The sequence below is a fragment of the Streptomyces phytophilus genome, assembly GCF_013870535.1.
GTDB classification, from domain to species: domain Bacteria; phylum Actinomycetota; class Actinomycetes; order Streptomycetales; family Streptomycetaceae; genus Streptomyces; species Streptomyces phytophilus.
Genome location: NZ_JACBXC010000194.1, coordinates 1 through 7,305, shown reverse-complemented (window position 1 = coordinate 7,305; position 7,305 = coordinate 1). Strand labels below are relative to the sequence as shown.

Annotated in this window: 1 protein-coding gene; it reads left to right on the top strand. The window is 72.9% G+C overall.

What is annotated here, in order from left to right:
• Window positions 1-33: 33 nt before the first annotated feature.
• Window positions 34-7,305, top strand: a 7,272-nt coding sequence (locus H5J30_RS12145) for a type I polyketide synthase (protein WP_181787446.1), incomplete at its 3' end; no start/stop codon positions are given.

Genomic DNA, 7,305 nt, shown 5'->3' with positions numbered 1-7,305 from the left:
CACACCCTCATCGAGTCCAGCCCGCACCCGGTCATGACCGCCGCCCTCGCCGACGCTTTCGAGCAGCGCGCCACCCCCGCCCACCACCACGCCACCCTCATCCGCAACAACGGAACAAGCACCCGCTTCCTCACCGCACTCACCACCCTCCACACCCACCACCACCCCATCGACCTCGGACCGCATCTCCCCGCCGCCGACCTCTCCGGCGACGAGGTACCCGAGCTGCCCACCTATCCCTTCCAGCGCGACAGCTACTGGATCCAGACCTCGGCGCAGCTCACCAGCGCCACCGACCTCGGTCAGATCAGCAGCGCCCACGCGCTCCTCAGCGCAGCCGTCCAGCTCGCCGACGGCAGCGAGGACTCGGGCGACGGTACGCAGGGCTCGTACGCCACCACCGTGTTCACCGGCCGGGTCGGCCTGGGCACCCACCCCTGGCTCGCCGACCACGCCGTCGCGGGTACGGTCCTGCTGCCCGGCACCGCCCTGGTGGACCTCGCCCTGCACGCCGGTGACCACACCGGCGCCACCCACCTCGAAGAGCTGACGCTCCAGGCGCCGCTGGTGCTGGAGGAGTCCGGCGCACGCGACCTCCAGGTCACGACGAGCCCCGACGCGGGCGCCGAGGACGGCGGCCCCGGCCGCTGGCAGGTCACCATCCACTCCCGGCTCCACACCGACGACGAGGCCGAGCCCGAACCGTGGACCTGCCACGCCACCGGCACGCTCACCGCCGAACCGACGGAAGCGGCCCAGCAGCTCACCCAGTGGCCGCCCGCCGGGGCACAGCGGCTCGACACCGCCGGCCTCTACGCCAGGATGGCGGCTGCCGGCTACGAGTACGGGCCCGCCTTCCAGGGCGTGACCGCCGCCTGGGCACAGCCCGACGGCACCCTCCACGCCGAGATCGCCCTCCCCGAGGACGCCGACACGGCCGGCCACACCATCCACCCCGCGCTGCTCGACGCCACCCTCCACCCGCTCGCCACCCGCAGCCTCGACGGGAACGGTGCCGGCGACCAAGAGCTGCGACTGCCGTTCGCGTGGAGTGGCGTGTCCGTGCACGCCACCGGCGCCACCCGGCTCCGCACCACCCTCGTACCCACCGGCGAACACGGCCACGACCTCACCCTCCACGCCTGGGACCCCACCGGCGCCCCCGTCGCCACCATCGCCGCCCTCAACACCCGACCCATCGACGCCAGTGCGCTGACCAGCAGCGCCCGCACGGGAGCCGCGACCCGCAACAGCCTCTTCCACGTTGCGTGGAGCCCTGCCCCGGCCGAGCCGGCGGCTCAGGTGGATCTCGACCAGGTCGACATGTACGTCGCCGTCCCGGCCGCCGAGGACACCCCGGCCGCGGCGCACGTAGCGACCGAGGCGCTGCTGACGCACGTACAGAACTGGCTGGCCGACAACGACCAGAGCAACCGGCAGCTGGTCGTCCTCACCCACCGCGCCGTCGCGACGAGTTCAGCCGAGGACGTGCACCTGGCGCACGCGCCGCTGTGGGGCCTGGTCCGTACCGCCCAGAACGAGAACCCCGACCGCATCCACCTCATCGACACCGACACCACCGGAGACACCCCACAGCTTGCCGAAGCTCTGGCCACCGGCGAACCTCAACTCGCCGTTCGCAACGGGGACATCCTCATCCCGCGCCTGACGCGCTCCAGCTCCACCGACGCCACCGCCCGGCCCCTCGACCCCAACGGCACCGTCCTCATCACCGGCGGCACCGGCGGACTGGCCAGCCTCACCGCCCGCCACCTGATCACCGAACACGGCGTACGCCACCTGCACCTCGCCTCCCGCAGCGGCCCCGACCACCCCAACGCCGCCGCGCTCACCGCCGAACTCACCGAACTTGGCGCGCACGTGACCATCACCGCCTGCGACACCACCGACGCGGACCAGGTCACCGCCCTGGTCGCGGCCGTCGCCGGGGACCACCCCCTCACCGCCGTCATCCACACCGCCGGGGCCCTGAACGACGCCGTACTGTCCAAGCTCACCCCCGACGAGCTGCACCCCGTTCTGGCGCCGAAGGTGGACGCCGCGTACCACCTCCACCGAGCCACGATGGGCCTGGATCTCGCCCACTTCGTCGTCTACTCGTCGGCCGCCGGCACGCTGGGCAACCCCGGGCAGGCGAACTACGCCGCCGCGAACACCTACCTGGACGCCCTGGCCCACCACCGCACTCGGCAGGGCCTGCCCACCACCAGCCTCGCCTGGGGCTACTGGGAACAAGCCACGGGCCTGACCGGCCACCTCAGCGACAACGAGGTCCGCAGCGTCACCCACGGCACCACCCCCCTCACCGCCGACCGCGCCCTCCACCTCCTCGACACCGCACTCACCACCCCCCAGCCCCACCACCTCTGCCTCCCGGTCACGCCGTCCGCCCTGCGGAACCCGGACCGGCTCCCCGTCCTCTTCCGCGGCCTCGCGTCCCGGCCGGCCCGGCGCGCCGCGGCCGGCGGGGCCGCGGACGACGGCAACGCGCTGGCGGAACGGCTCGCCGCGCTCCCGGAGCCGGAGCAGCGGCACAAGACGGTCCTGGACGTCGTACGCAGCAACATCGCCGCGGTCCTCGGCCACGGCACCGCCGACACCATCGACCCCCACCGCCCCTTCAAAGAACTCGGCTTCGACTCCCTCACCGCAGTCCAACTCCGCAACCAACTCACCACCACCACCGCACTACGCCTCCCCGCAACCCTGATCTTCGACCACCCCACCCCCGAGGCCCTCACCCGTCACCTCCTGGGCCGGCTCCTCGACACGGCGCCCGCCCGCGCCCGTACCGTCACCACCCGCACCGTGACCGACGACGACCCCATCGCCATCGTCTCGATGGCCTGCCGCTACCCCGGCGAGGTCCGCTCGGCGGACGACCTGTGGCGGCTGGTCGCCGACGGCACGGACGCGGTCTCGGAGTTCCCGGTCAACCGCGGCTGGGACCTCGACAACCTCTACGACCCGAACCCGGACGCGACGGGCAAGACGTACACGCGCCACGGCGCCTTCCTCCACGACGCGGACCGGTTCGACGCCGACTTCTTCCACATGAACCCCCGCGAGGCCCTCGCCACGGACCCCCAGCAGCGGCTGCTGCTGGAAACGGCCTGGGAGACCTTCGAGCAGGCCGGTATCGACCCGGCCGGCCTGCGGGACAGCAACACCGGCGTGTTCACCGGCGTCATCTACGCCGACTACGGCCCGCGTCTGATGCACCGCACCCCGGAGGGCTTCGAGGGCTACCTCGGCAACGGCAGCGCCGCGAGCGTGGCGTCCGGCCGGGTGGCATACACCTTCGGCCTCGAAGGCCCGGCGATGACCGTCGACACCGCCTGCTCGTCGTCCCTCGTGGGCATGCACCTCGCGGCGCAGGCGCTGCGCAACGGCGAGTGCGACCTCGCCCTCGCCGGCGGCGTCACCGTGATGTCCACGCCCTCCGCGTTCCTCGAATTCTCCCGCCAGCGCGGCCTGGCCGCCGACGGCCGCTGCAAGCCCTTCGCCGACTCGGCCGACGGTACGGGCTGGGGCGAGGGCGCCGGGCTCGTACTCCTGGAGCGCCTCTCCGACGCCCAGCGCAACGGACACCGGGTCCTCGCGATCCTGCGCGGCTCGGCCGTCAACCAGGACGGGGCGTCGAACGGTCTGACCGCCCCCAACGGCCCCTCGCAGCAGCGGGTCATCGAACAGGCCCTCGCCAACGCCGGGCTGAGCGCCGGTCAGGTCGACGCGGTGGAGGCGCACGGTACGGGTACGACGCTGGGTGATCCGATCGAGGCGCAGGCGCTGCTGGCGACGTACGGTCAGGCACACACCGACCAGCAGCCCCTGTGGCTGGGCTCCATCAAGTCGAACATCGGTCACACGCAGGCCGCGGCGGGTGTGGCGGGTGTGATCAAGATGGTCGAGGCCCTCCGCCACGGGCACCTCCCCCAGACGCTCCATGTCGACGAGCCCTCCAGCCACGTGGAGTGGGACACGGGTCACGTTGCCCTGCTGACCGAGGGCCGGCCCTGGCCGGAGACGGGGGAGGCGCGGCGTGCGGCGGTGTCCTCCTTCGGCATCAGCGGGACCAACGCGCACGTGATCCTGGAGGCAGCCCCGGAACCCGGGAAGCCTGCCGAGGAGCAGATCGACAAGTCGACCCCGATGCCGGTGGTGATCTCGGCCCGTACGGCGGCCGCGCTGGCGGAGTCTGCCGATCGGCTGGCGGCGTATGTGGAGCGGCACCCGCACGTCGGGGTTGGCGCGTTGGGGGCGCGGTTGTGGTCGGGGCGGGCGAAGCTGGAGCACCGCGCGGGCGTCGTCACCGGCGACCGCACCGAACTCCACGCAGCCCTCACCGCACTGGCCACCGGCGCCACACACCCCGCGCTGATCACCGGCCCCGGCTCTGCCGAGACCGGGGGGCGCCTGGCGGTGATGTTCTCCGGACAGGGCAGCCAGCGACCCGGCATGGGCCGCGAGTTGTACGACACGTTCCCCGTCTACGCCGAAGCCCTGGACGAGGTCTGCGCGGCACTGGATGGGCACTTGGCGACGGGGATTCCGTTGCGTGAGGTGATGTTCGCCGAACCCGACACCGAACACGCCGCACTGCTGGAGACGACGCTCTACACCCAGCCCGCTCTGTTCGCCCACCACGTGGCCGGCTACCGACTCCTCCACACCGCGGGCGTCCAGCCCACGGCGCTGATCGGCCACTCCATCGGCGAACTCTCCGCCGCCCACCTCACCGGCGTCCTCCCCCTCACCGTGGCCGCCGACATCGTCGCCACCCGCGCAAAACTGCTCCACACCCTCCCCCAGGGCACCGGCATGCTCGCCGTGCAATCCGCACCCGAGCCCCTGGGCGAGTACCTCGACCGGCATGCACAGGTAGAGATCGCCGCGTACAACTCCGAGGTCTCCACCGCTCTCGCCGGGCCTCTCGACGCGCTGGAAGAGCTGGCACGGGAGCTGACCGAGGCGGGCATTCGCACCAAGGCGCTGAAGGTCGCGCACGCCTTCCACACCGCGCACACCGAGCCCATCCTCGACGCCTTCACCACCCATCTGACGGACCTCTTCGCCCGCCACACCCTCGGCGACGCCGAGATCCCCGTCCTCTCCAACGTCACCGGGCTGCCCGCCACCACCGACCAGCACCAGGACGCGGGCTACTGGGCGCAGCACATCCGCCGCCCTGTCCACTTTCACCAGGGCATCACCCACCTCACCGAGGACAGCGTCAGTCTGTTCACCGAGGTGGCTCCGCATCCCACCCTCACCCCGCACCTGCCGGTCGGCGTCCGCAGCACCCCCCATCTGCCGGACGAGACCCGCACCCACCTCGCCGCCCTCACCGCTCTCCACGCCCACCACCACCCCGCCGACCTCACCGCCCACCTCCCCGAGACCGGCGGCGAGCTGCCGAACCTGCCCACCTACCCCTTCCAGAGCCGGTCCTACTGGCTCGACCTCCCCGCTCAGGTCACCAGCGCCACCGACCTCGGCCAAGCGACGACCGCGCACCCGCTGCTGCACGCCGCCGTCCAACTCGCCGACGGCGCCGACGAGAGCGCCGCGACCACGGTGTTCACCGGCCGGGTGAGTCTGAAGACCCATCCCTGGCTGGCGGACCACGCCGTCGCGGGTACGGTCCTGCTGCCCGGCACCGCCCTGGTGGACCTCGCCCTGCACACCGGCGACCACACCGGCGCCACCCACCTCGAAGAGCTGACCCTCCACGCGCCCCTCGCCCTCGCCGAGACCGGTACCCACGACCTTCAGGTCACCGCCTCCGTCCGTGCCGGGAGCGACAACGGCGACGGGAGCGAGGGCGTGGGCCGGTGGCAGGTGACGATCCACTCCCGCCGCCACACCCCCGACGACGCCGAGCCGGAGCCCTGGACCCACCACGCCACCGGCACCCTCACCACCGAACCGGCGGAGCCGGCCGCGCCGCTGGGGCAGTGGCCGCCCGCGGGAGCGGAGCCCGTGGAGGTCACCGACCTCTACCCCCGTCTCCTCGCGGCGGGCTACGAGTACGGGCCCGCCTTCCAGGGCGTCACCGCCGCCTGGGCACACCCCGACGGCACCCTCCACGCCGAGATCAGCCTCGCCGAGGACACCGACGCCACGGGCCACACCATCCACCCCGCGCTGCTCGACGCGGCTATCCACCCGCTCGCGACCCGTACCCTCCTCGCGAACAGCAAGGCGGCGGAGCTGCGGCTGCCCTTCGCGTGGACCGGCGTCACCGTCCACGCCACCGGCGCCACCGAGCTACGCGCCACGCTCACGCCCACCGGCGAGCACGGCCACGACCTCGCCCTGCGGACCTGGGACGCGACCGGCGCACCGGTGGCCACGATCACCGCCCTCAACACCCGGCCCGTCGACGCCACCGCGCTCGCCGGCGGCCCCCACGCGCACACGGCCACCCGCAACAGCCTGTTCCACCTCGCCTGGCGTGCCGCCACCCCGGAGCGGGACCGGGGTCAGGTGGATCTCGACCAGGTCGACGTGTACGCGGCCGCCCCGGCGGAGGACGACTCCCCCGCCGCGGCGCACGCCGCGACCGAGGCGCTGCTGACGCACCTTCAGGGCTGGCTGGCAGAGAACGACGAGACCGACCGCCGTCTCGTCGTCCTCACCCACCGCGCCGTCGCGACGAGTTCAGCCGAGGACGTGCACCTGGCCCACGCCCCGCTGTGGGGCCTGGTCCGTACCGCCCAGAACGAGAACCCCGACCGCATCCACCTCATCGACACCGACACCACCGGCGACACCCCGCAACTCGCGAACGCCCTCGCCACCGGCGAGCCCCAACTCGCCCTCCACGGCAGTGAGATCCTCATCCCCCGCCTGACCCGCTCCACCGACGGCGCACCGGCCGAGCCTCGCCCCCTCGACCCCAACGGCACCGTCCTGATCACCGGCGGCACCGGCGGCCTGGCCAGCCTCACCGCCCGCCACCTGATCGCCGAGCACTGCGTACGCCACCTCCTCCTGGCCTCCCGCAGCGGGCCCGACCACCCGGGCGCCCCCGCGCTGAGTAGTGAGCTCACCGAACTCGGCGCCCACGTCACCATCACCGCCTGCGACGTCACCGACGCCGACGCCGTACGCGCCCTCGTCGACAGCATCGACAACGACCACCCCCTCACCGCCGTCATCCACACCGCGGGCGTCCTCAACGACACCGTCCTGGGCAAGCTCACCCCCGACGGCCTCCACTCCGTGCTCGCGCCCAAGGTGGACGCCGCCTACCACCTCCACCAGGCCACCAAGCACCTG